Origin of the sequence: Sabulibacter ruber, assembly GCF_017355955.1 — a bacterium.
GTDB lineage: Bacteria > Bacteroidota > Bacteroidia > Cytophagales > Hymenobacteraceae > Nibribacter > Nibribacter ruber_A.
This window is the reverse complement of sequence record NZ_JAFFID010000001.1, coordinates 2245279-2271036: the sequence shown is the minus strand read 5'-3', so window position 1 is coordinate 2271036 and position 25758 is coordinate 2245279. Positions and strand designations below refer to the sequence as shown.

The 25758-nt window shown below is 50.5% G+C and carries 14 protein-coding genes and 1 pseudogene; 3 read left to right on the top strand and 12 right to left on the bottom strand.

The annotated features are described in order from the left end of the window. Nucleotide 1: 1 nt before the first annotated feature. The 11 genes and pseudogenes from JT719_RS09240 to JT719_RS09190 form a co-directional block, all read right to left on the bottom strand. On the bottom strand, nt 2–1066 hold the full coding sequence (locus tag JT719_RS09240) for a M20 family metallo-hydrolase (RefSeq protein ID WP_207432661.1): 1065 nt from the start codon (nt 1064–1066) through the stop codon (nt 2–4). Nucleotides 1067–1196: 130 nt separating this feature from the next. After that, entirely contained in the window at nt 1197–2018 is an 822-nt protein-coding gene (proC, locus tag JT719_RS09235) for a pyrroline-5-carboxylate reductase (RefSeq protein WP_207432660.1), read from the bottom strand. Between the two features lie 332 nt (nt 2019–2350). Beyond that, nucleotides 2351–3148: an acetylglutamate kinase gene (gene argB, locus JT719_RS09230; protein WP_207432659.1), complete on the bottom strand. Its 798-nt coding sequence runs from the start codon at nt 3146–3148 to the stop codon at nt 2351–2353. Between the two features lie 376 nt (nt 3149–3524). Next, nucleotides 3525–4481 (bottom strand): Rossmann-fold NAD(P)-binding domain-containing protein, encoded by a 957-nt coding sequence (locus JT719_RS09225; RefSeq protein ID WP_207432658.1) that lies wholly within the window; start codon nt 4479–4481, stop codon nt 3525–3527. Nucleotides 4482–4571: 90 nt separating this feature from the next. Next, nucleotides 4572–5705 carry an aspartate aminotransferase family protein gene (locus tag JT719_RS09220; protein ID WP_207432657.1) on the bottom strand — a complete coding sequence of 378 codons (1134 nt, stop codon included), beginning with the start codon at nt 5703–5705 and terminating at the stop codon, nt 4572–4574. Between the two features lie 284 nt (nt 5706–5989). After that, the gene (gene argC, locus JT719_RS09215; protein ID WP_207432656.1) at nt 5990–6982 is read right to left on the bottom strand and encodes an N-acetyl-gamma-glutamyl-phosphate reductase; all 993 of its coding nucleotides are present in this window, start codon (nt 6980–6982) and stop codon (nt 5990–5992) included. After that, nucleotides 6969–8165, bottom strand: coding sequence for an argininosuccinate synthase (gene argG / locus JT719_RS09210; protein WP_207432654.1), 1197 nt, complete (start codon nt 8163–8165; stop codon nt 6969–6971). Before argG ends, argC begins: the two co-directional genes overlap by 14 nt. A gap of 121 nt (nt 8166–8286) precedes the next feature. Beyond that, nucleotides 8287–8832: pseudogene (locus JT719_RS09205) on the bottom strand (GNAT family N-acetyltransferase); the annotation flags it as partial. 1054 nt (nt 8833–9886) lie between these two features. After that, a complete protein-coding gene (locus JT719_RS09200; RefSeq protein ID WP_242693114.1) occupies nt 9887–13171 on the bottom strand; it encodes an amidohydrolase family protein in 3285 nt (1094 codons plus the stop codon). A 337-nt stretch (nt 13172–13508) separates the two neighbouring features. Next, nucleotides 13509–14948, bottom strand: a complete 1440-nt coding sequence (locus tag JT719_RS09195; RefSeq protein ID WP_207432652.1) for a SusD/RagB family nutrient-binding outer membrane lipoprotein — start codon at nt 14946–14948, stop codon at nt 13509–13511. An 11-nt stretch (nt 14949–14959) separates the two neighbouring features. Beyond that, a complete protein-coding gene (locus JT719_RS09190) occupies nt 14960–18175 on the bottom strand; it encodes a SusC/RagA family TonB-linked outer membrane protein (protein ID WP_207432651.1) in 3216 nt (1071 codons plus the stop codon). A 970-nt stretch (nt 18176–19145) separates the two neighbouring features. Between JT719_RS09190 and JT719_RS09185 the strand changes: the two genes are divergently transcribed. From JT719_RS09185 to JT719_RS09175, 3 genes are read left to right on the top strand one after another with little or no spacing between them, the layout of a single operon-like run. Further along, complete coding sequence (locus JT719_RS09185; protein ID WP_207432650.1) at nt 19146–22325, top strand: SusC/RagA family TonB-linked outer membrane protein; 3180 nt, start codon at nt 19146–19148, stop codon at nt 22323–22325. 19 nt (nt 22326–22344) lie between these two features. Then, nucleotides 22345–23880, top strand: a complete 1536-nt coding sequence (locus JT719_RS09180; protein WP_207432649.1) for a SusD/RagB family nutrient-binding outer membrane lipoprotein — start codon at nt 22345–22347, stop codon at nt 23878–23880. 30 nt (nt 23881–23910) lie between these two features. Continuing rightward, entirely contained in the window at nt 23911–24489 is a 579-nt protein-coding gene (locus JT719_RS09175; protein WP_207432648.1) for a hypothetical protein, read from the top strand. A 210-nt stretch (nt 24490–24699) separates the two neighbouring features. Here the strand turns inward: JT719_RS09175 and JT719_RS09170 are convergent, their stop codons facing one another. Then, the gene (locus JT719_RS09170) at nt 24700–25752 is read right to left on the bottom strand and encodes a DUF1735 domain-containing protein (protein WP_207432647.1); all 1053 of its coding nucleotides are present in this window, start codon (nt 25750–25752) and stop codon (nt 24700–24702) included. Nucleotides 25753–25758 lie beyond the last annotated feature (6 nt).

The following is a 25758-nucleotide window of genomic DNA, read 5'->3' as shown; positions in this document are numbered from 1 at the left end:
GCTAAGCGGTAATAACAGGAGTCAATAATTGTATGTAAAGGGCAATGCCCTCTTCTAATTCTGAAAGGTAAATGTATTCATCGGCGGTATGCGAACGTGCAGAGTCACCGGGACCCACCTTCACCGACGGGATATTCAACAGCGCTTGGTCAGACGTGGTAGGGGAGCCGTACAGGTTCCTTCCCAGCTTTATCCCCGATTGCACAATAGGATGGTTCTGGTCAATAGACGAGGGCCGCAAGCGGGTAGACCGTGGTATCACCTCGCTTTTCACATGCTCCCGAATGATGCTCAGCACTTCCTCAGGTTGGTAGATATCTGTCATACGTACATCTACCGTGAATTTGCATTGATCCGGCACTACGTTGTGCTGTGAGCCTGCCTGAATGATGGTTACGCTCATTTTGATTGGCCCCAAGAAGCTAGACTCCTTCGGAAAACGGAACGTGCGGAACCACTCTATATCAGGTAGCGCCTCGTAGATAGCGTTTACGCCTTCCTCGCGAGCAGCATGGCCACCTTGTCCGTGGGCCACGCAATCCAACACCATCAAACCTTTTTCAGCTACGGCCAGGTGCATCTGGGTAGGTTCACCCACAATAGCAAACTCAACCGCGCCCAACTCCGGGTACACCAGTTCAATGCCTTTTCTACCCGAGATTTCTTCCTCAGCCGTTGCAGCCAGCACCAGGTTATAGGTCAAATCCTGCCGCTCATAAAAGTGCAGGAACGTAGCGATGAGTGACACCAGGCAACCACCAGCGTCGTTACTGCCCAAGCCAATGAGTTTGCCGTCTTGGACCGTAGGCGTGAACGGGTCAGACGTCCAGCTGGGGTGCGGCTTCACGGTGTCATGGTGCGAGTTCAACAGGACCGTAGGCAAAGCCGGACTGTAGTGTTTGTTAAACGCCCAGACGTTGTTCTCCTTGCGGTGAATCTCTACGCCTCTGGCCTGCAAAAACTGAGCAATCGCCTCCGCCGTTCCTGCCTCTTCACGGCTAAACGACTGAATGGAAATCAACTGCTGCAACAGGCTTAAAGCGTCTTGGTATAAGGTGTTGTTCATTTAAGGGTTACGCTACTAGATAGTCCCCCTTTAAAGGGGGTAGGAGGATGTTTACATCTGCTGATTCTGGCTTACTTTTGAAAATTAAGCGAGAATCAGCAATGCTTGGAGACAAGGCAGTGCCTGGTCTCTACTTTTCATCTGTATACAACTTCTCCGCTTTCTGCGCTGAGGTTCGGATGCCTTTAATCATAGCAGAGCTGAAGCCGTTATGTTCCATCTCGTTCAGACCGGCAATGGTACAGCCTTTGGGTGAGGTTACTTTGTCAATCTCATTCTCTGGGTGACTACCGAAGTGCAGCAACAGCGAAGCGGCACCTTTGGCAGTTTGCGCCGCCATGCGCAATGCATCGCCCGCGTGAAACCCAATCTCGGTGCCGCCTTGGGCCGCTGCCCGGATAGAGCGTAAAAAGAAGGCGATGCCGCAGGCCACCAGCGCCGTAGCCGAGGACATGAGCTCTTCCTCAATCTCCACCGTTTCACCCACGGCGGAGAAGATTTCCTTCACCAGTTTGATGTTTTCAGGGGAGGCATTTTTGCTGGTGATACACGTCATGGACTCCCGGATGGCGATGGCGGTGTTGGGCATGGCACGCACTACTTCCACCACTTTGCCCAAGCGGGTGATGATATCAGTCACGGCCACACCAGTCACGATGGAGATGAACAGATGGCGGCTCGGGTCGATGCTTTCAGAGATGTTGTCCAGCACGCTGTCCAGTTGCTGCGGCAGGATGCTCAGGACCACAATATCTGCATCGGCTACGGCCAAGGCGTTATTGCTGGAGGCGCGGTAGCCCTGTTCCACCATCGGGTCCAGCAGTTTGGTGTTGCGGCGGGTGAGGGTGATGTCCTCGGCGCGGTATTTCCCGGAGGCCACCATGCCTTTGGCCAGCGCGATGCCCATGTTGCCACCGCCCAGAATGGCTATTTTCTTGTACTGTTCACTCATGTCTCTTTAGGTTGCAGCCGGCGCACCGGCTTCGGTACAAAAGTTCTCCTGCAAGAAAGCTAATTTGCTGTTTCCTCAAATCGTTTTGGCTTGTTTTCTGAAAATCAGGCTGAAAAAGGATTTGGCGCAGACGCTTGCAGGTCCTTGCGCACGCTACGAGGTCTTTGGAGCAGGCGTCTGCAGCGTGGTGTTTGGCTAAACCTGTGAGGTTTCCAAAACCTCACAGGTTTTTGCATTTAATGCCTGTTTTCTGAAAATTGGGTCGAAAACGCAGTACTTAGCATTAATGCTGATTTACTTGACCTCGTAGTGTGCATAGCTCCTACGAGTGTCTACAGCATGATCCTCGTTCCCGCCTTTTCACCTGCTGCTATTCCCTTGATTTCCGCCGCATCTCCAATAATGACCGCTTTCACGCCCTGCTGAAGCGCGGCAAACGCATTATCCAGCTTGGGCAGCATCCCCGCGAAAATGGCACCTTGCTCTTTCAGTTCAGCATAATACTGTGGCTGCAGATGGTGAATCACGCTGGTTTCATCCTCTACATCTAGCAGCACGCCTTTCTTCTCGAAACAGTAAATCAGGTTCACCTCAAACTGGTGGCTCAGCGCTACGGCCAAAGTAGAGGCGATGGTATCAGCGTTGGTGTTGAGTAGGCTGCCCTGGCCGTCATGCGTGAGCGCCGCGAAAACCGGAGTCAAGCCCTGCTCGGCCAAAGAGGCCAGGAACGTCACGTTCACCTGTTCAGGGCTTTCCACATCGCCTACAAAGCCGTAATCAATGTCTTTCACCAGGCGTTTACGGGCCGGAATAACATTGGCATCAGCACCTGTCAGGCCGAGTGAATTACAGCCGCGGGCCTGCAGTTGCGCCACCAGGTTTTTGTTTAGTAACCCGCCATAGACCATGGTCACCACGCGCAGGGTATCAGCATCGGTAATGCGGCGACCGTTCACCATGTTGGGTTCAATGCCCAACTGTTTGCTCAGTTCCGAAGCAATTTTCCCGCCGCCGTGCACCAGCACTTTAGGCCCCTTAATGGCGGCAAAATCAGTGAGGAACTGCTCTAGTTGCGCTGGGTTGTCCAGCACATTTCCCCCTATTTTGATGACGTTGATTTTGGTAGACACTAGATGTTAGACGTTATAAGCTCAATTTAAGCTATGGCGCGGAAGTTACTTCCGTGCCTTGCTCTACTTTATATAGGTTAGTTAGTCACGGAAGTAGCTTTCGTTCCTTTGTAAAGCATAGTAATTTTCTCCTTGGCCTGTCCCCTGACAGGCCAAGCCTACTGCGGTGGCTATAGATACCCTTCGGTCTGTCAGGGGACAGATTCCCTACTTTGTCATCCTGAAAGGATCTTGTAAGCAAGCTAGAAATGTGTTGCTCAAGCAATACTACCGTTCGCAACCAAGTCCTTTCCAAGATGACAAAAAATAAGAAGTCTTTTCAGCAATGCGTGCGGACACGAGCGGGACGCTCGCGCCAGCGAGAGAGGACTGAATCCTATTCGATACTTTCAAGCAAACGTTTCAAGACTACTTGGGCAGCAAACTCGCGGTTGGCGGCGGTGTTCACCACTAATGAATTTGGACCGTCCAGAATTTCATCGCTCAGCTCCACGTTGCGACGAACCGGCAGGCAGTGCATCACTTTGGCGTTGTTGGTGTTGGCCAAGTGCTGATTGGTAAGCATCCAGCTGGCATCTTGCGTGAGCACCTCACCATAGTTGGGCTGGTAAGTAGACCAGTTCTTCACGTAGATGAAATCGGCACCTTCTAGGGCTTCCTGCTGGTTGTAGGTGATGGTAGCGCCGTTAGTGAACTGCGGGTCCAGTTCGTAGCCCTCGGGGTGGGTGATCACAAAGTCTACATCCGCGGCACACATCCACTCGGCAAAAGAGTTCGGTACTGCCTGTGGAAGCGCTTTCACGTGCGGAGCCCAGGTCAGAACCACCTTTGGGCGCCGGCCTTGAGGCGCATGTTCCGTAATGGTAATAAGATCTGCGAGGCTTTGCAGCGGGTGCCGGGTGGCAGATTCTAAACTCACGAAGGGCACGTTGGCGTACTGGATGAACTTCTTCAGGATCTCCTCGGAATAGTCTTCTTCCACGTTTTGCAGTTTAGGGAAAGAGCGCATGCCCAGCACATCACAGTACTGGCCCATTACGGCTGCTGCGTCTTTGATGTGCTCTACAGTGGTGCCGTTCATGATAGCGCCATCCTGCGTTTCCAGTGCCCAACCTTCCTGCCCCATGTTCATGACCATCACGTTCATGCCCAGACTCTGCGCGGCTTTCTGCGTGCTGAGGCGCGTCCGTAAACTAGGATTCAGGAAGATAAGGCCAAGAGTTTTACGCTTGCCCAGGCTCTCAAAAGCGTAGGGGTTTTGCTTCAGTTGAAGGGCTTCCTGTACCAGCCCATTTATATCTTCTACGTCGTGAACGGAAGTGAATTGCTTCATTTTTATATGGATGTTAGACGCTAGATATTAGATGTTAGACTTATATAATCTTTGTCTAGCATCTAATATCCAACATCTAGTGTCTATTCATTAACTAATATTAACTAACGCAGCAAAGGCATCTAAGAATCTATCCAGCTCGGCTTGCGTCACATTCAATGCAGGCAAAATACGGATGGTGTTTTTGTTAGAGGCAGAGCCGGTAAAGATACGGTATTCATCCAGCAGGGCTTTGCGGAGAGGAGCGCAAGGATTTTCTAGCTCAATACCCACCATTAGGCCCTGGCCGCGAACTTCACGCACCCCTGGTAAGGCTTTGGCTTTCTCCATGAGATAATCGCCCATTTTAGCAGCGTTCTCAATCAGGTTCTCCTGCTCCATTACTTCCAACACCGCTGAAGCAGCAACGCAAGCCAGGTAATTGCCCCCGAAAGTAGTACCCAGCATTCCTTGCTTAGCCGGAATTTCAGGGGAAATCAACACACCTCCTACCGGAAAACCATTGCCCATACCTTTGGCAACCGTAATCAAATCCGGACGGATACCGGCATGCTGATGCGAGAAGAACTTACCAGAGCGCCCGTAACCAGACTGGACCTCATCAAGGATAAGCAGAGCTCCGTGTTTTTTGGCTAGTTTTTCCAAATCCTGTAAAAACTGAGTATCCGGAACTACTACACCGCCTACTCCTTGTATTCCTTCAATGATAATAGCTGCTACTTCATTGGTAGCAAGCGCTTCTTCTACAGCAGCAGAATCATTGAACGGCAGGAATAGGATATTGTCCGTCTCGTTCACCGGAGCTACAATGCTTGGATCATCTGTAGCGGCCACGGCAGCAGAGGTACGTCCGTGGAAAGATTTGCGGAAGGAGATTACTTTTTTGCGGCCAGTATGGAAAGAGGCAAGTTTAAGCGCATTCTCGTTGGCCTCGGCACCAGAGTTCACCAGGAAGAATTGGTAATCATCGTAGCCGCTGAGCTTACCCAACTTATCTGCCAGTTCCTGCTGTTGCGGAATCTTTACAGAGTTAGAGTAAAAGCCCATGTTGTTCAGCTGCTCGGTTAAGCGCTTCACATAATGCGGGTGGCTGTGGCCAATGGAAATAACGGCATGGCCTCCATATAAATCAAGGTATTCGGTACCGTTCTCATCCCACAGCTTAGAGCCGAGGGCCTTCACGGGCGTTATATCAAAAAGGGGGTAAACGTCGAAAAGATTCATTTTGAAGATGTAAGATTCAAGACGTAAGACATCAGACTCCAATTTCTGTTTTGGGCCTGTTTTTCTGAAAACAGCCTGAAAACGGCTGTCATACTTCTACTCGCTGGTTAGAACTTATAGCTCGTGTTCACTAGATAACGTTTATTTCTATTGTCATCCTGAAAGGACCTTGTGGGTAAGCTAGAGCAGCGATGGAGTAAACACTCTTACTATGCGCTCACAAGATTCTTTCAGAATGACATGAATTATTAGCAACGCACGAAGCTCGCGCCAGCAAAGCGGTTCTAAAACCCGATGGCTTTCAACTGCAAGCCAGCCCTTTCGTCCAACCCGAATAGCAGGTTCATGTTCTGCACGGCCTGGCCGGAGGCACCTTTCAGCAGGTTATCAATCATGCTGGTAATTACCAATTGGTCGTCGTGTTTCTCTATATATAATAGACACTTGTTGGTGTTCACAACCTGTTTCAGATCTGGGTTCTTAGACGTGATGAGGGTGTAAGGGTGGCCCACATAGAACTGCCTGTACAATTGCTGCGCTTCTTCCAGGCTCAGGTCTGAGCGGAGGTAAGTAGTGCACATAATGCCCCGGCTGAAATTACCCCTATAAGGCACAAACCTTATCGCAGGTTGTGCATCCGCTTGCAGCGATTGTAGGCTCTCGGTTATCTCATGCAGGTGCTGGTGCCCGAATACTTTGTAGCTGGAGATATTGTTGTTGCGCCAGCTGAAGTGCGAGGTCTCGGCCAGTTTCTGCCCTGCGCCGGTAGAACCGGTGATGCCGCTTACGTGTACCTCTTCTGGCAAAGAACCATTCTGAGCGAGCGGGAGCAAGGCTAACTGAATTGCCGTGGCAAAGCAACCTGGGTTAGCCACGTTAGCCGCAGTTTTAATCTCCTCACGGTTCAGTTCAGGTAGGCCGTACACAAATTGGCGGTTACCCAAAGAAGACTTCTCCGTTAACCTAAAATCCTGGCTCAGGTCAATAATCTTTACCTCGTCTGGAATTGAATTAGTCTCCAAAAACTTCTTTGCATCGCCGTGGCCTACGCAGAGGAAGAGAACGTCTACCTCGGTACCTAGTTGGTTGGTGAAGACCAGATCCGTATCGCCCAACAGATCTGTATGCGTATCTGTTACTGGTTTGCCAGCTTGGCTATTGCTGTGCACAAAGGCTATCTGTACCTGCGGGTGGTGCACCAGCAGGCGCAGCAGCTCACCACCGGTGTAGCCCGCTCCGCCTACTATGCCCACTTTTATGAGATTACTCTGCGCCATCTTCGCCGTTGATTAAGCGGTACATCATGGTCTGGTTCCCGAAAATCTTGGAGAAGCCTTTCACGTCTTCGCCCGTCCAGGCGTTGTTCATCTCGCCATAAGACCCGAATTTGGACGACATCAAATCATGCTCTGACTCAATACCTTCTACCTGGAAACGGTACGGGGCCAACCATACGTGTACTTTTCCGGTCACGGTTTTCTGCGTGTCGGTCAGAAACGTCTCGATATTGCGCATGGTAGGGTCCAGGAACTGACCTTCGTGCATCCAGTTACCGTACCAGGTAGCCAAGCTGTCTTTCCAGTACAATTGCCATTTGGTAAGCGTGTGTTTCTCCAGGGCATGGTGCGCTTTGATGATGACCATCGGCGCAGCCGCCTCAAAACCCACACGGCCTTTAATCCCGATGATAGTATCACCCACGTGAATGTCTCTGCCAATGGCAAAACCTCCGGCAATTTCCTGTAGCTTCTGGATGACATGCACCGGGTTGTCGAATAGTTCATCGTTCAATCCCACCGGCTCACCGTTTTTGAAGTGCAGCGTGATGCGCTCCGGCGTTTCTTTAGAAAGCTGAGTAGGGTAGGCAGATTCTGGCAGCGCCTGGTGCGACGTCAAGGTCTCTTTACCACCTACAGAAGTACCCCAGATACCCTTGTTGATAGAGTACTGCGCCTTCTGGAAGTCCATCTCCACGCCGCGCTCTTTCAGGTAAGCAATCTCCTCCTCGCGCGACAGTTTCAGGTCACGGATGGGGGTAATCACCTGCACATTGGGCACCAGAATATTGAACACCATGTCGAACCGTACCTGGTCGTTGCCCGCGCCGGTGCTACCGTGTGCAACCGCTTCGGCACCAATCTCCTGGGAATATTTAGCAATGGCTACCGCCTGTGAGATGCGCTCGGCACTCACCGACAAGGGGTAGGTATTGTTTTTCAGCACGTTCCCGAAAATCAGGTACTTCAAGCAATACTGGTAGTAGTTATCGGTTTCGTCTAAGGTTACGTGGTGGGTCACACCCAGATTCTCCGCCCTTCGGGCAATCTCCGCTAACTCCTCTTCAGAGAAGCCGCCGGTATTCACGATGGCCGAATAGATTTCATAACCTTGTTCCAGTAGGTACTTCACACAGAAAGATGTGTCTAAGCCGCCACTGAACGCGAGAACTACTTTTTTCATTTTATTGAGTGATTGATAGATTGAATGATTGAGTGAATGTTTTTAGTGAGTGATTGAGGGATTGAATGAATGAGAAAATTATTCTCTCAATCATTCAATCTATCAATCACTCATTGTCCGCCTTTGGCGGAACAAACAGCATGGCCGTGCAGAGGCAGTTGCTGCGGTTTTTGGCTGTAAGAATGTCAAAGTTCACGCAGCTGCGGCAGCCTTTCCAGAACTCCTCGTCCTTGGTAAGTTCAGAGTAGGTTACCGGGCGGTAGCCCAGGTCTGAGTTGATTTTCATGACTGCCAGCGCCGTGGTCAATCCGAAGATTTTGGCGTGCGGGTACTTGGTGCGCGACAACTCGAATACCTTCTGCTTGATGCGCTTGGCCAGTCCGCTTTTACGCAGATGCGGCGATACAATCAGGCCTGAGTTGGCCACGTACTCGCCGTGGCTCCACGTTTCAATGTAGCAGAACCCAGCCCAGTTGCCTTCTCCGTCAAACGCGATCACGGCTTTGCCTTCCCGCATCTTCTGGGCCACGTAGTCTGGGGAACGCTTCGCGATACCGGTGCCACGGGCTTTCGCCGAGGACTCCATTTCATCACAAATCTGCTGCGCAAAGGGGGTGTGCTCTTCTGTAGCAACCACTACAGTGAAAGCATTTTGAGAAGTTTCCATGGAAACGGGTGCAATAGGCTGCAACTCTACAGCCGAAGCGTATGTACGCATCGCTATATGTTTGAAAAAATTAAAAAAGAAATAGAGGGTCTGTTACCAGCCTAAAAGGTGGTATACACGGATGCATCCGGTTTAGTTGTAGATCACAACCTGAGCCGGTGGCCTAGCGCCTGGATCGGGTAAGGTAAATGGGTTCACAAAAAACTGTTCTGGGAAGAACAGAAAAAAGCGCACTCCTGAAAACGGAGCGTTTTACCGTTGCCATAACAACTGATAAAAGCGACTTTTTATTCATTGACTTAGAAGGATATCGAAAAACTGGTAAGACTTCTACTGTGAGTCTCTCCACAAAGGTTTCGCATAAAAAATGAAAATACCAACGGATTGGTTCATTTTTTACTGATAATTGATTTTAAAAGTAAAGCCTTTGAGGAAAAAATGCCCTCTCTGCCTGTTCTCTGCTGATTTTGAATGTGTTTGTGACTGGTTCTAAATTAGTTTCTGAAGAATATCGCGAGAACGGTATGTTGGATTCTAGACTTCTGATGCCGTGGAGACAAGGCAGTGCCTTGTCTCTTCAAGGGTTTCGGCGCAATCTGAAGAAAACAGAATGAAAACCATCGCTGGCGCGAGCGTCCCGCTCGTGTCCGCACGCATTGCTGAGGAGTTTACAGTTTAGCGGTCGTAGTCACAGTCTCTATTCCACTCTCTTTGTCATCTTGGAAAGATCTTGTGGGCGAACTAGTAAGACGCTGAATAAACGACTCTACCGTTTGGTCACAAGATCCTTTCAGGATGACAGAGAGGGGGAAATTATGTGCTCAGCATACTCCAAGGCGACTTTTACTATGGCGCGGAAGTTACTTCCGTGACTTGCGATTAAAAGGCACGGAAGTAAATCCGCGCCATAGAGGTTTCAGCAAAATAGAGAGATCAGCAATAGGTGCGGACACAAGCGGGACGCTCGCGCCAGCGAAAATGAGACAGCCTGAAAAGAAAAAGAGCCGGGAAGTGTTTCCCGGCTCTTTTGTTGAAATCTGGTCCTAAATAGGATTTAGTGGGTATGACCATGACAACCGCAGGACTCCCCGGCGATGCCGTAGAAGCGGGTGTTCAGGTCTTCGTGCCAGTCAAAGGTGCTGGTGTTGTTGTCCCAGTAGAACTTACCCATGGGCTTGTTGTAGTTGCCTACCTCATTGAGGGTTTCGGCATCGTACAGGCGGCCGTTCACCATGGTGTAGCGCACGCTCTCGGAGTTCTGAATGTTTTCCAGCGGGTTTTTGTCCAACACAATCAAATCGGCGAGTTTGCCTTGCTCCAGGGAGCCCAGTTCCTGGTCCATACCTAGGTAGTGCGCGCCGTTGATGGTGGCGGCTTGCAGGGCTTCCAGATTGGACATGCCGCCTTGCTGCAGCATCCAGAGTTCCCAATGGGCACCCAAACCCTGCAACTGTCCGTGGGCGCCCAGGTTTACTTTCACGCCTTTGTCAGAGAGGGCTTTCAGGGTACGGGACGTGGCGATGTAGCCGTCGTTGTATTCCTCATCAGGCACCAAGGTCACGCGGCGGGAACGGCCGTCAATCACGGCTCTTGGCGTGAAGCGCAGGAGACGGTCTTTGGCCCACACGTTGGTTTTCTGATACCAATAGTACTCGCCGGAATTTCCGCCGTAGTTCACAATGAGGGTAGGGGTGTAGCCGGTTTTGCTGGCTGACCAGAGTTGAACCACATCACTGTACACCGGCGCTACCGGTATGTTATGCTCAATGCCGGTGTGGCCATCCAGAATCATGGTCATGTTGTGGAAGAAAGTAGAACCACCCTCGGGTACCACCGACATGTCTAATTCACGAGCGGCTTGGATGATTTGCTGGCGTTGCTCCCGGCGCGGCTGGTTGTAGCTTTTCACCGAGAACGCGCCTACGGCTTTCAGGCGGCGCAGGTGCGAACGGGCATCGTCCAGGCTGTTCACCACGGCCTTGAAGTTGCCATCGGCACCGTACAGGATGGTACCCGTAGAGTAAATGCGCGGACCTACCATGTGGCCGGCTTTCACCATTTCGCTCTGGCTGTACACCATCTCGGTGCTGGAAGACGGGTCGTGGGTGGTGGTTACCCCGTAGGCCAGATTGGCCAAGTAGGACCATTGCTTTTTCGGGGTCATGCCCAAACGGAACGTACCCAAGTGCGCGTGCACATCTACCAGACCCGGCATAATGGTTTTGCCTTGCGCATCAATCACTTTTGCACCGGCGGGAACCTGAACCGAGCCCGCTGGACCAACGGCCAAAATGCGGTTCCCGTCCACTACCAGCGTACCGTTCTCAATCACCTCGTTGCCTTTCATGGTGATGATGCGGGCGTTGGTAAAGGCTACTTTGCCCTGCGGTACATCAGTGTTGAGTTGCAGGCCTACTTTGATGCCGACTGTATCAATGGGCGGAATATTGGCTACGGCCCCGTCTACAAACTTGAAGCGGTTTTTCAGGTCATTGGTGAAGTATTCCTCGCCCAGCATCCAGTGCAGTTTCTTGCTGTCGGCGGACCAATGCACGCTGGTGCCGGCATCGCGGGTTACGCGCGCTACTGGCACCGATTTGGTATCAGCACCTAACTCAAGGCCTCTCCCGGCGGCCGGGAACGGCGCGATGTACACGTTGAACAGCTCGGTCCAGGCTACCCACTGGTTATCGGGGCTGGGCACAAACTGGTTCGCGTACTTGGAAGTGAAGTGCGTCTGCACGTCTTTGCCGTTCAGGTCGGCGCTTCTGAACGCCACGCCATCGCCCTCGCCGGCCATGAAGAAAATGCGTGAACCATCGCGGTTGAAGCTAGGCGATACGCCTTGTTTCTGTACCAAGGTAGCCGTTCCGCCTTTAACCGGAATCACGTAAATGCCCGGGTCTTTGGCGAAGGTATAGCCTTGGTGGTCATTGCCGCGGTCTTTCTGGAACACAATCTGCTTGCCATCTGGCGAGAAAGCCGGGTTGGTGAAGAAGCCTTTCTCCTGCGTGATTTTGCGCGGTTTTTTAGAATTCAGGGCCAAAACGTACAGCGCGCCGTGCTTGTCATCGTCCCAGGTGCTGTACACGATTTCCTTGCCGTTCGGGCTGAAAGCGGGATAGAACTCAAAGTCGGTGCCGTTGGTGAGGCGCTCGGGTTTGCCGTTGGGCAGCTGTTTTTTCCAGAGATACCCGGCTGCGTTGAACACCAGCGTTTTGCCATCCGGTGAGGTCACCGCGTTGCGAATCATTCTGGAGGTGAACTGCTTGGGGGCAACTTCCTCGGGCTTGGCAATGTGCCGCACAGCCTCGGCCAGGGAGTGCTGCGCCGAAGCGGTAAACGGAATCTCCTTGGCGTTGGCTTTGGCCACGTCTACGTTCCAGAGTTTGCCCTTGGCCCACACAATAATGTTCTTGCCGTCTGGCATGAAATCAAAGTTGGGGTACACGCCAAAAATGGCCCAGGCTTCCTGCTGGTCTTTGCTCAGTTGGTCATACACGGGGCGCTCCTCGCCGGTGGCCAGGTTGTGCACGTAGAGCACGGTTTTGGTGCGTACGCGGCGCACGAAGGCCAGGGTCTTGCCATCCGGCGAAAGGGTAGGGCGCATGGCGCTGCCGTTTCCGCCAATGATGTTCTCAATCTCGCCGGTCTGGCGGTTCACCCGCCGGATAATGTAAATCTGCCCGTTGGGGTCTTTGTTGTACTCAAAGGTGGTGCCGCCGCTCATGTCCTCGGCAAAGTACACGTACTTACCATCCGGCGACACAAAGGGCTCGCCCACGTCTTGCTGCTCGTTTTTGCGCTTGGTGAGCTGCATGCCTGTACCGCCGCTGAAGTGGTACTGCCAAATCTCACCGGCCCCCAAAGAGCGTTTCTCGGTGAAGTGCTTGCGGGCGATGATGTACTGACCATCTGGCGTCCAGACGGCATTGTTGAGCAGGCGGAAGTTCTCTTTGGTGATGGCTTTGGGGTTGGCGCCGTTCGTGTCCATGACCCAGATGTTGTCGCCGCCTTCTTTGTCTGAGGTGAAGGAGATTTTCTTGCCATCGGGGCTGAAACGGGGCTGTACCTCGTAAGCTGGTCCGCCAGAGAGCAACGTGGCCTGACCACCCGAGATAGGCAGTTTGTAGATGTCGCCCAGCAAGTCGAAGACAATTTCTTTGCCGTCTGGGCTTACGTCCAGGTTCATCCAGGTGCCTTCAGAAACAGCGATGTTGATTTGTTTGGTAGGTCCGTGCTGTTCGGTCACAGACCATTTCTTTTTGTCTTCCTGCCCCTGCGCCATGACCGAGAAGCCATACGCTACAGAGAGGAAAAGAAGAAAGGGTTTACGCATTGTTTGTTTTTGATGTGTTTTCCAAAAATAGGCAGAAAAAAGGACTGCTTCAGCAAAACGAACGAAAGTTGGTTTTCTGCTGCATCATGGTACTAGAAGCGACACAAAATCAGGCAAGTATCTGGTTTCTTTATAAGACTATTCTTTGGGAGAAAGATCCTTGCCACCCCCTTGCCGGCTTCTTTTGCCTGAGGTATTTTGGGCTTGATTTCATTAAAACACACCGAAAACAAAATTGAGCCTTGGCTGTACTTTCTTGTTGCGCTCAAAAACGAAAGCCCCGGCTGTTTAGAGTAACCGGGGCTTTGGTCAAGCAATTGATTGGGTAGGTCAACCCTTAGTCCACATCCCAGAAGACTCTGGTGGTAACCACATCTCCGCCAATGGCAGCAGCGGCGGCGGAGTAATTGGCGTTGTTCAGGTTTTGTTCCGTGGCCGGATACGGGAACCGAACCGGAATCTCAGACTGTGCCAGTTCTGGGGCCTCTAACTGCGGATAGTCTAAGCGTCGCCACTCTTTCCAGCCTTCCACGGGTTGATCATGCAGGGCAATCCATTTCTGCATACCTATGCTTTGCCGCCAGTTGGCCGTGTTGAGCGCTACGTCTGATCTCTGTAAATAGGCGGTGGCTTCCTGCTGGGTACCGCCCCAGTCATTCACAATGGAAGAAGTGATGGCGGCGGTATAGTGTTCCTGGGCAGTGCCTGGTACGGTGAAGCCTCGTAAGGCGGCCTCGGCCAGCAGGAACTCTACCTCGGTGTAAGACAGCAAGACTCCTGGTCTATCTGGCTCCCGGATCAGGTCGCTGGGTTGGGCCACTTCTGTGTAGTTATTCAGGTCTCCGTAAATACCACCCACGTATTCTCCTTCATTTTCTCCTTCGGGGGCTGGTCTGAAAAACTCGTCCAGGCGGGGATCTTCCATTTCCAGCAGCACGTCAATGAAGGTGTTGGCGGCCACGTTGTCGTCGCGTTGCCGTAACTCGTCATAAACGGGGTTGGCGGTAGGTACGTTAGGCGTGTAGACCAATTTGGCGTCATCTGCACTGGAGGTAAATACATGAGGCGCTGCGGCTTCTACCACCGTTCTGGCTCTGGTTTCATTTACATCGGCAATGGTAATACCCAATCTAAGTTTAAGGGAGTTCGCAAACTTGAACCATTGCTCTAAGTCTCCCCCGTAATAGAGGTCTCCATCGCCTAGGCCGTCGCTATCTATGTTCTGGCTAATGCTGGCAATAGCGGCATCTAACCGGGTGAGCAGGTCATTGTAAATGGCCACGTCATCGTCATAAGCGGGTTGTACGTTGTTGATGTCCAGAGCCTGGGAGTAGGGAATGTCACCGTAGGTGTTCACCAGCACAGACCAGGCATATACTTCCAGAACCTCAATACACGCCAACTGACTGGCTTTCAGGTCGGCTGCCAGTAAATTGTTTGCTGTAATAAGGTTTCTGGCTTCCCGTAAATCGGCCAACACGTCGCGGTACAGGATGGTCCAGAAGAACCGGTTGATCTCGCGGGTATTGATGTTGTACTGGCTCTCATCTGGGTACTGGGCCGCAGCCCAATGCTGCACATAGTACCGGAACACATTTGTGTTATAGTCTGGGGTGGTAATAACGTTAGATAAGTTAAACTGAGCATTGCTCACCAGGGTAACAGGCGGTACATCGGTCGCCCGTTTGGGGTCCAAATTATAATCGTCGTCCAGGTCGTTCACACAAGAAGCTGCCAGGAACAAAGACGCTATGCTATATAAAAGTATCTTTTTCATCGTCTTCTTCATTAAAATTGGAATCTTAAGTTAAAGCCCACGTTACGAGCGGTTGGGTAGGCACCGCTCAGGTAACCCTGGCCTAAGTTACCGGCCCCAAAGCCCGCTTCAGGATCTGAGTAAGGCACATCTTTGTCAATGATCCAGAGGTTACGGCCTACTACAGAAACATCAATGCCTTTGAAGACTTTCAGTTTGGAGATAAGCCGCTGGGGTAGGGTGTAAGTCAGGGAGGCTTCCCGCAGTTTCACGAAACCAGCCCCATATACATGGAATTCATTTGGCGTATAGTAGCCTAGCACCCCTTCGGTGTTTTCTACTCTAATGTCATTAGGCGATCCGTCTTCCTTCACACCCGGCAAGATGATACCTCCCCCTTGCGCAATAGGCAACCGCGAAGGATTGCCCAGGTCATTCAGACCGGCAGTTTCAGGATAGAGCCCGGTCCCGAATCCGTAATAGGTATCCAGGTTGAATAGTTCGCCTCCTTTGCGGATGTCAATGAGGAAGTACAAGGAGAGTCCTTTAAAGGAAAGAGTGTTGGAGATACCACCCTGCCAGTCTGGGTTAGGGTTGGCGATTTCCTTGGTAGGATCAGAGAGCATATATGCCCCGGTTTCATCTACTATCCGGCCACCATTTTCATGCAGCACAAAACCTTGGGCCCGCAGAATTCCAAAGGGCCGACCTATGGCAGCATTGGAAGTGACTCCGCTTTGGTAGTTAGCTAAAATCATGTTTTCGCCTTCGGCTAGCGCAATTACCTCGTTGCGGTTAAGGGTCCAGTTCAGATTCAGGTTCCAGGAGAAGATATCATTTTTGATGGGTTGGAACCGCAGGGCCGTCTCAATACCGCGGTTTTCCACTTCGCCGGCATTCACATATTTATAGGAATACCCGGTGGCTGCAGACACAGATACCGGCAAGATCTGGTTAATGGTGTTGGACTTGTACACCGTTACCTCAAAACCTAACCGGTTGTCCAGGAAAGCCGTTTCAAGCCCGATTTCTGAACTTTTGGTTCTTTCTGGTTTCAGGTCTGGGTTGTAGCGGGTGCCGGGTACGGAGTACAATGGAATACCCCCAAAGGTGCCGATAGGCGCGTCAATTTCCTCGTCCTGCTTGTTGTAGTAACGGTCTGTGGCCGCAAACGGCGCATCGTTGCCTACCTCGGCGTAGTTACCCCGCAGTTTAGCATAAGATAACCAGTCTTGTTTGAGCACCTCAGAGAACACAAAGCTCAACGCCACCGATGGATAGAAATAGGAGTTATTGCCTCTGGGTAGGGTGGAAGATTGGTCTCTCCGGGCAGATAAATCCAGGAAAACCATTTCTTTATACCCCAGGGTAGCATTGGCGAAAACGCCATCTACGGCCCGTCTCAGCTCGCTCTCAATGGGAGGTGACAACAGGTTTAGTGAGTTGGAAAGCGCATACAACCGGGGCACCACTAAGCCACCGCTGGTAGTTGCCCTAATGGAGTTCAGCCGAGATCTTCTAATGTTCAGACCCACTAAGCCTCGGATGTTGAAGTCTTCGGTGAAGTTGCGGTCAAAGTTCGCGAACAGGTCAAGGTTGAACTCCCTGAAAGTTCTGTTGAAGCGGGTGTAGTTGGGGTCCTGGTCGTTGGTGGTACTTCCTATGGCAAACCGTTCTTCCTGCAGTTCATCATAGGTGTCCAGGGAAACACGGCCGGTTAAATCCAGCCAATCGGTGAACTTGTAATTGGCGGCCACATTCCCAAACGTGCGGTAGCGTTCATCGCTCTCAAAGTTTTCATACCGGCTCCAGTACACGTTGTCATGGTAGGCGGCAGTGAGGTTGCTGGGGCTTCTCCAGTTCCAGGTGATGTTTTGCCGGTTCCGGAAATAGGCTTCTTCCTGCTCTTTCAGGTCAACGTTGGTCTGGAACCATTGCCGGAACCCCAGCATAGGGTTAATAGAACTGTACCCTGAGCCGTAGCGGCCCAAGCCTTCCTGTTGGGTGAAGTTCACGCTGGCGCTGGTGGAGAGCTTGTCTGTAAGGTTGAGAGAACCCGCAAAGTTGACCATGTTCTTGGTGATCTTACTGTTGGGCAAAATGCCCTTGTCTTCGTTGCGGAAGTAGCCCAGTTTGAAGTTAGCCTTTTCATTACCCCCGTCAATGGTGATACTGTTGTTGTAAGACACAGAGGTTTCAAAGAAGTATTCTGGTCCGTGCTCACCGGCTACCCACGGGCGAGGCTTTCTGTAGTTAGGCGAGGCTGGGTCAAAGGCATCCCATTGGTACACCAGCACGTTAGGATCAAAGGGGAAACCGTAAGAGGCGTCATCTCCCATGCGTACCACGTTATCCAGGTTGCCGTCTCCGTCCACATCATACCTTAACCAAGCCGCACCATAACCGGCTCCGTATTCCTTTTGATATTCCGGGAAGGTCTCTTTGTCAATGAAGCCCAGGGTAAGGCCGTTGTTGAGGGTAACCCCCAGGCCGCGCCTACCTTTTTTGGTAGTGATCAAGATAACCCCATTGGCTGCGCGAGAACCGTACAGCGCCGTGGCGGCAGCACCTTTCAGCACGCTCATGGATTCAATATCATCTGGGTTGATGTCCGCGGCAGGGTTACCGTAGTCAAAACCACCCCGGCCGGTAGTCTGGTTGTAAGTGTTGGAAACATCATTGCTGATAGGTACGCCGTCTACCACAAACAATGCCTGGTTGTTCCCTGTAAGGGATTTGGTACCCCTGATGACCACGTTGGAAGATCCGCCAAGGGTATTGGTCTGGGTTACGGTGAGGCCCGCTACTTTCCCAGACAGGGAGTTGATCATGTTGGGGTTACGGGCAGCCGTTACCGTAGAGCCTTCCAGCTGGGTAGCGGCGTAGGGGAGGGAGTTGCGGCTTCTTTCCACACCTAGTGCGGTCACCACCACTTCATTCAGTTGGGTGGCATCAGAAGTGAGCGCTACGTTAATGGTGGTAGCACCATTCAAAGCCCGCTCTATTGGGTTATACCCAATAAAACTGAAAACAAGGGTTGCATTGGGGTTGGGCACTGTAATAGAATAAGTGCCCGATACACTGGAGGAGGTTCCTACTTGCGTGCCTTTTACTACAATAGAGACACCTGGTAGAGGACTGCCATCATCTGCGGAGGTCACCGTACCGGAAACGGTAACGGCCTGTGCCCATACCTGGCTCATAAAGCAGGTAAGAACCAGCATGGTTAGAAGTAAACGTTTTTTCATGGGTACTAAGAGGTTTTGTTAGCATTGTGGTATGTGTATTTGAATTTGAAGGGACTTGAACCGGAAACAGTTAGGCGCAGCTAACCGATGAGAAGGGCTGATAGATGATTACTATAAATATAAATATAAATCTATATCCCTCTTCATAAAACTAGAGATTTATTTAACCAGCTAAAGGTTGCACGTGTGGATAAATAAAGTAAAACTTATATAAGAATAATTTTATCTAATCTTAACAATTGTTTGTGCTGCTACTTGATAATCAGCTAATTCTGAGTGAATGGTTAAGAAGTGAGTTTCAGGTTGCTTTTTGAAATTTCAGGCTAAAAGCAGTATGCTCGGATGCCATGAAACAAGAAGCTTGGTTAAAACTTTAACAATAATGTTTTGCATTATGCTATAACCTTTTTGCTCAAAGTCAGTTTATAGGAGTACAGAGCTATCTATGTAATATATAGGCGATTACCTACCAGTAGGTATCCATAAATAAAGACTAAGCCAACATTTCTTAAAGGTGATCCACAGGCGACAGGGAGAGGAAACGAGATAGATAGCCATCCAAGACAGCACATGACATTCAGGTGATTTCTAGACCTGCTACCCCAAGGCGGCCCTAGAATTCTGTGAGAATTATTTTGATTAAGACCAAAGGTAAGAGCCACTTGCTATTTGTTTGTGCCTGTTTCCGGTCTGTTTTGAGAAAAGATTAAGTAAACGATACTACTCAATTGAGCCTGCTTCTGCTCCCTTCAGTACAGCAGGTTTGGTTCTTAAAAGGTTTGAATTAGAACTCCCCGTCATATTCTGACCCTGTGCCCGTGGCAATAGTCCACAAGTTTCAGATCCCGGTAAAGCAAGAGTAAGGTAATAACTGTAACGGGAGCATAACGCCTGTGCACTCTCCCATTCCACAAGTATAGCCGGTACCCTTGCTTTGGTAAGCTTCAGTGTATCATTTCAAACATTTCCTATGAAGAAGATTCTACTAATCAAATTCATGTTAATGTTCTGTTTGCTTAGCCAGGTTTGGGCCCAAACAAGAACTGTAACAGGAAAAGTGACATCTCCGGCTGGTGAGGCTATGCCAGGTGTCACCGTACAATTAAAAGGAACCGCCACCGCTGTACCAACTGACGCAGGTGGTAATTACTCCATCCAGATACCCTCAGCGGGCGGAACGCTGGTGTTTACCTACATTGGGTATCTTAACCGAGAGGTAGAGATTGGAAACCAAAGCACCATAAATGTCACACTAGCCGAAGATGCCAAGCAACTAGGTGAAGTAGTAGTAACGGCGGTGGGTATAGAGCGGCAAAGAAGGGAAGTAAACTATGCGGTACAGGATGTAAAGGGAGAGCAGCTCGCCCAGAAGTCTGAGCCCAACGTGGTGAACGCCCTTCAGGGAAAGGTGGCCGGGGTAGAAATCATCTCCTCCAGCGGGATGCCGGGGTCCGGGTCCCAGATCTTTATCAGAGGGCTTTCTTCGGCTACCGGTAATAACCAGCCGCTGTTTGTGGTAGATGGGGTGCCCATCAGTAACAACACCACCTATTCTTCTAGCCCAACGGTGGGGGGAGCAGCTTACTCAAACCGCGCACTGGATATTCACCCCAATGACATTGAGTCTATGACTGTGTTGAAAGGGCCAGCCGCAGCTGCCTTGTACGGCGCCCGGGCCAGTAACGGGGCTGTTATCATCACCACTAAACGGGGCCGGGCAGGCGATGTGGAAATAACCGTAACCTCTTCCTACAACATCCAGGAAGTGTATGGGCTACCCAAGTACCAGAATGAGTACGGCCAGGGAATTAACGGCCGCTACAACTCCGCTTCTACAGACAGTTGGGGGCCGCGTTTCGGTACACCGGGCCTTGACTCCGTGCCCAATGTGAGCGGGAATCCTATGACCAGGCTCGCTTACCAGGCTTACCCAGACAACGTGAAGGATTTCTTCCAGACCGGGCGCATCTGGGATAACGGGGTAACGCTCTCCAGCGGAAACGAGAAGATGCGGTACATCTTCAGTGCCAACACCACCAACCAGGAAGGTATCATCCCTAATAGTGGCTTAGACAGGTATACGTTGCGGGCGGCAGGGAACGCCACCCTGGGGCACGGCTTCTCCGTGGATGCCTCGGTGCTGTATGCAAAAACCAACCAGGAAGGCTCCTTGCAGGGAAACTCCGGTTCCAGCCCCTGGTTTACGTTGCCTTTCATACCCCGTAGCTTTGACATCCAGAATGTTCCCTATAAACTTAGGGCAGGGGTTCAGGCACCTACCTTGTTTACCGAGCTGAACCGTGATAACCCTATGTGGAGCGTCAATGAGTCGTTTTATGAGAGTGAGGTGAATCGGTCTATTGTGAGTGCCACTTTTAACTACAACCCAGAATTCTTTAAAGATTTCACGGCTACCTACCGGATTGGCTTGGATCAGTATTCTGATGATCGGTTGCAGGCATACGGGTATGGTTCCTACAATTCTAACGGTAACACGGCCACTAACCGGCGCGGCTCCCAGCTTTATGATGATATTGGCTTTCAGTCCATCAACCATGATTTGTTTGGGGTGTACCAGAAAGACATTACCCCTGACTTCAATGTCAGGGCTCTGGTAGGAACCCAGGTGAACATGGTGGAGACAAGGCAGAATACCATTAGGGCAGAGGATTTGGTGGTACCTGAGTTTTACAACCTGGCCAACCACCTGCCTACCACTACCTTCACCACCAACTATAACACCGAAAGGCGTTTAGTGGGCGTTTACGGGCAATTAGGGTTAAACTACAAAAACTGGTTGTTTACGGAGTTTACCGCCAGAAATGACTGGTCCTCTACTTTGCCCACCGCCAATAACAGCTATTTCTATCCATCGGTCAGCGTGGGGTTTGTTTTCACTGATGCGCTGGGCTTGAGTAACAATATCCTGAGCTATGGAAAGCTGCGGGCCAGTTACGCCATGGTGGGCAATGACACTAACCCTTACCTTACCAGTACCTATTATGTGACCCAATCCTTTGGTAACAACGTGGCGGGCCTTACTTTTCCTTTCAACGGTTCAGTTCTGGCCTTCACCCGAAATGACCGGCGAGGAAACATGAACTTAAAGCCGGAAAACAAAAAGTCCTATGAAATAGGGGCGGAGTTTACTTTCTATAATGGAAGGGGTGCGTTGGATGTGAATTACTTCAACAACAGTACTAAAGATCAGATTCTGAACCTGACCGTACCAGGTTCTACCGGATTTCTCACCTATACCACCAATGCCGGGAGAATTGACAATAAAGGATGGGAAATTGCGGCATCGGCTACCCCCATCCAGTTTGAAGAGGGGTTCAGGTGGGATGTGAGCGCCAACTTCACTAAACTGGAGACAGAGGTAGTGGAACTTGCCCCTGGGCTGGATCAATTCACCCTCACCACCGGGTACATAGACCCTACATCAGGAAGCAGTGGGAGCGGGTTTACCGGGTTAAGCCCGTTGTTGCAGCCAGGGCAACCCTTCGGGGTTCTACAAGGGACTACCTTTAGAAGAACCCCGGAAGGACAGTTGATCATAAACCCTACCAACGGCTTGCCTGTGGTGGACCCCAATCCGCAGATCATCGGTGATCCCAATGCCGATTGGTGGGGCAGTTTATCAAACACAATCTCCTTCAAAGGTTTTAGCTTGAGTGCTCTGGTGCAGTACGTGCATGGAGGGGACTTTTACTCACGGCAAGCCCAGATTGCCCGTTTAAGAGGCGTTTTGGAGGAAACTGCCGAAAACCGCGAACAGCCCTATATGTTTGAGGGAGTACTGGCTAATGAGGCGGGCGAAGCCACCACTACGCCCAACAACATCCAGATTACGGCGCAGCAGTACTGGACGCACTTCAATAACGCCTCAGAGTTCGCGGTGTTTGATGCCTCGGTGCTGAGGTTGCGCGAAGTAAGCCTTGGGTACACCCTGCCCACCAGTATTCTGGCCAGAACTCCCTTCAAGGGCATCAATTTGTCAGTGACCGGGCGCAACCTACTTTTCTACGCACCCAACCTTCGGCACGCTGACCCTGAGTCAAACCAGCTTGGTTCCAATACCAGGGGCTTTGAATTTAACTCACCGCCCTCTGTTCGCAACTATGGATTGAATCTTCGCTTCACCTTCTAACCCTTCAGAAAACTTTGTCATGAAAAGATTTATACGAGTATCAAAGATCATGCTGGTGGCAATAGGTTTGGCGGTGGTTAGTTCCTGCGATGATTTCCTGGATGTCAACACCAACCCGAACAACTTGCCTACTTCTGGGGTGCAGTACATCTTGCCGGGGGCTGAGTTGGGGGTAGGGTTTGTGATGGGCAATACCGTTCAGTTGGTAAGTTCTCTGTGGATGCAGCAGATGGCAGGCACTGGTACACAGTCAGACCCCTATGACCGGTACAACATTGGCCCGGCTGACCTGAATAATGAATGGAACACCATCTATGCGAATCTTCTGGATGATCTCCGCCAGATCAGGGTGCAGGGTAGGGAAGAGGGTAACTTTGTCCATGCCGGGATGGCAGGGGTTCTGGAAGCCTATGTTTGGACGGTGACTACGGATATTTGGGGGGATGTGCCTTTTCAGCAGGCGCTTGCCTTTGATGAAGCACCCAATCCCCAATATGATCCGCAGCAGGAGATCTACCCTAGTATCATTACCATACTGGATGAAGCAATTGCTGACCTGAACAAGACAAACGTACTTGCTACTCCTGCGGGTGATCTCATTTATGGAGAAAGTACGCCAATGAGTACTACCATAGATAAATGGACTAGGGTAGCCAACTCCATCAAACTAAAAATTTACCTTCAGAGCCGGAAGAAAGATCCTTCCACAGCTACTGCCCGCATAAATGAACTCATTGCCCAAAATAAGTTCATCACCTCCAACGCAGATAACTTCAACGTGCCTTTCTTTTCTTCATCTGGGGCTCAGAATCCTTTGTATATGTACAATCATTTGACTCGCCCCAATGACATGATTGTGAGTACGCGGTTTCTGGATTCTATGCAGGTGCTGAACGATCCTCGGTTGCCCACAATCATCACCCAAACAGGGGGGAACTATGTGAGCTATGACAACGGAGTCCATACGGTGCAGAACTTCACGTCCGCAAACAGGTCTAGGTGGGGCTTGTACATTATAGGAAGAGGCCAGACGGCCAACAACGGAACCGTAAACGTAGGGTCTCCTAATGATCAGGCACCCATGCGCCTGATTACAGCATCCTTGGTGTACTATTGGTTGGCGGAGGCTGCGCTTACCCTGGGCACCACCGGAGATCCGGCTGCCCTTTACCAGCAGGCGCTGGAGGCTAACTTTTCTGACATCTCCACTTTCCTGGGGCCTACCTATACTCCGGCCAACTTCAGCGCTAATGCCACTACTTATATCAACTCCAGGGTGGCGGCCTTTACTGCAAACCCCACTGCAGAAGGTAAGCTGAACGTGCTCATACGTGACAAATGGGTTTCTTCTGCCGGAAATGCCTACGAAGCCTATAATGACTACCGCCGCACAGGCTATCCGCAATTAGCGTTGCCGCAGAATGCTTTGGCAGGGGTGAACCGCATCCCAACCAGGTGGCCTTATGTGCAAAACGAAATCCAGGCTAACCGCGAGAATGTGCCGTTGAGGGATTATCCGGCGGGCTTCCTGGTTCCTGTTTGGTGGATGGAGTAGTTAATGAACGTAATGATAAAAAATATGAAAATGAAGAAGCTATACCTGAGCCTCTTGAGCCTAACGCTTGTGGCTTTAAGTGCATGTGAGAACGATGACTACGATGGGTTGACGGATCCCGATCCTATTCCGGCTGCGGCCATCACCTTTCCGCAGTCGGTAGAGTCTAACGGGGTGGCCCGGATGGAAGACAACGCCTACATCATCAAGCAGAACTCCATTGCGGCGGGGCAGGTATTGGTGCAGATAAAGGTGCCTGAAGGCCGCACTATTCAGGAACTGACCAGGGTAACGGGGCAACGTTATAGAAATGGAACCCCTACGCCGCCAAACTATAGCCCTGCCCCTCCTTCGGCAGCAGCCAGCCTGGCTCCTAATACAACTATCACCCGGAACACGGCCGGCAATCTGCCCACCACCCTAACAGGCGCTCCCGGAAACATAGTGACTTATACCATATCTACGACTGAACCACCGGCAGTACTCACCGATGCCGAAATGCCGACCTTCGCCGTGGGAGATGTGATTCGGTTATTTTTCAGGGTGATGGTAGATAATTCTACTCAAGAGCAAAGGGCCATTGAGGTGCGGGTGTATATTACTGGGTGAAGCAGGTAACGCGATCTGATAAACAATGGCTTTGCTGAATTATGAGCCTTTTGTGATCACTCCTTGTTTGGAAGTCTGTTTTCCGGCTCTTTTCTCAGAATTGGTCCTAAAACATAGATAATTTTCTGTTTACTAGGATTAGGATAATGGTGAAACAAAAAAGCCCTTCCGCTAAACGGAAGGGCTTTTTTGTTTTAATTAAGCTAAGTACTATTCTCTATCTGCTTCAAAGGTCCATTTCTCATGGAAGAAGGTACGGTCTACACCACCCTGTACCATGATATAGCTTACCTCTAAAGTTTTAGTTTGTCCATCAGCGGAAACAGTAAATTTGTTTACACCGGTAGGATCAAGTTTGGCAGCTCTACCACTAGCGTTAGTGCCTTGGCCATAGTAATTGGTAACGCTTACCACATTGCCAGCGTCATCCATGGTGAACATTGGGGCAAAATTTCCATAATAGGAGTTAGACCCATTGCTCTTAATTGGGTGACCTTCCAATCCACCTAAGTAGGTATAGGTGAACATTTTTACGGTATTAGCATTTACAGTCACCAAGTCAGCATCTAATGGATAGAAACCAGTGATGGTAGCATTAACCGCATCAACCATAGGTTTAGTGGCAGTTACAGTATAGTTACCGTCATATTTGTTTTTAGCTGCAAGGCCAAAGATAGCAGTGCCAAAGTTACCGCTAACAGTAGCCTGCTGAGAAGTTAGCTTTAAGGGTAAACCGTATCTCTTGGTTAAGTCAAAGTTGGCAGTGTTCACTTTGATCACCAAGTCAGCACGACGCTCTCCTTTTTTAATAGTAACCTGAGATGGAATGCTGAATAAGTTTGCTGGAATCATGGTGAAGAACTGAGCTTCAGCTTCTTTGGTTGCTTCTTCAGTAACTTCTGCAACATCTTCTGGAGCAATACCTACTAATGCCTGCTCTATGGTATAATCCAAAAATGCATTATTGTAGGCGTTAATCATTGCCTGATCTATGCTAACATTTACAACAATGTCTTCAGGAGCTTGGTTTGTTCCTGAGTAGCTAACTGGCACCACAATCTCCTCTTCATTTGAAATGGGTGCAGATTTAACATACACTGGATACAAATAGCCATCCGCAACTGCAACGTTTGGTTGCTCTGGAAACTCAACAATGTTAGGCGATTCATTGTTGTTACCAGTTATATAGTCGTCATCTAAGCATGAGCTAAGCCCTAAGCAAAGGAGGACAAACGGGAATATATTTCTTAAATTTTTCATCATTATCCT